The sequence below is a fragment of the Streptomyces sp. NPDC006544 genome (genome assembly GCF_040611715.1).
Lineage (GTDB): Bacteria > Actinomycetota > Actinomycetes > Streptomycetales > Streptomycetaceae > Streptomyces.
Genome location: NZ_JBEXOV010000231.1, coordinates 1 through 1216, shown reverse-complemented (window position 1 = coordinate 1216; position 1216 = coordinate 1). Strand labels below are relative to the sequence as shown.

Sequence of the window (1216 nt, the reverse complement as noted above, 5' to 3'; positions counted from 1 at the left end):
TGCTCCATCACGCCAGTTATCTGGACGTTCGGGCCAGATCATAAAAATTTGATCTTGAGCTTCAAATTCACCAGGCATCCGAAAACCATCTTCTTTTGGTGTTGTACCAATAATACGTTTTGCCATTTTTTCTCTCCTATTTTTTTATTTTTTTAAATTTAATAATTAATCGCAAATTGTAAAATGAAGTTAGCCACCTTGAGTCAAGCAAAAAACATCTGAATCTCTTATACTAGAAGTTCGACCAAATAGTATAAAAAGGAAATTCAGATGCAAGACTATTCTATCACAAGCCAGAGCAAAGGGAAACACCTGACCAATCAAGACCGTTTAAACATTGAACGTTGGCACAATAAAGAAGGACTGAGCAACCGTGAGATTGCGCGCTTATTGAATAAAGCTCATGGGACGATTGACAGAGAGATGAAGCGAGGGGAAATCCAGCTCAAGCGGAAGGTAAAATACTCTGCTAAAAAGGCTCAAGAAAATTATGAAGGATTGAGGGCTCACAGTGTTCGTCCGAGTAAACTCACGACTGAGATTGATTGTTATGTGAGTACACGTCTTAAAGAAGACAAGGACTCTTTGGAAGTCATTCATCAGGCTCTAAAAGGAGTTTCTCTGAGCAGCCTCTACAATTGGGTCAACTGGGGCTGGTTAGAAGCCAAGCGTCATCATCTTTTCTATCCGCAGTATAAGGCGGCAAAGAAAATCAAACCTCGTGCGCCAAAGCATCCTTTTGGTAAGTCTATTGAAGAACGGCCTGAGTTCATTAACAATCGCTTAGAAGTGGGGCATTACGAGATTGACACGGTCATTCTTACGAGAGCTAAGAACAAGGTGCTTTTGACGCTCACAGAGCGAAAATACCGCACGGAGATCATTCGCTTGATTGATGGGAAAACAGCACAGGCGGTCAATGATGAGCTGGTGGAACTTCAAAAAAGTTATGACTTCAAATCCATTACCCCTGACAATGGCCATGAATTTGCAAGGCTCTCTGAGGTCGTAAGCTGTCCAGTTTACTATGCACACGCCTACGCGAGCTTTGAGCGAGGGACGAATGAAAACCATAACCGAATGATTCGTAGGCATCTGCCAAAAGGCACAACAAAGACGACCCCTGAAGAAGTCGCCGCTATCGAGTATTGGATGAACCATTATCCAAGAAAAATGTTCAACTATAAGAGTTCATATGAGATGAGCTTGGCTGGCT

The 1216-nt window shown here is 42.3% G+C and carries 1 protein-coding gene; it reads left to right on the top strand.

Translation table 11 applies throughout. The annotated features are described in order from the left end of the window. Positions 1-270 precede the first annotated feature (270 nt). Positions 271-1216, top strand: a 946-nt coding sequence (locus ABZY44_RS37725) for an IS30 family transposase (RefSeq protein ID WP_003130410.1), incomplete at its 3' end; no start/stop codon positions are given.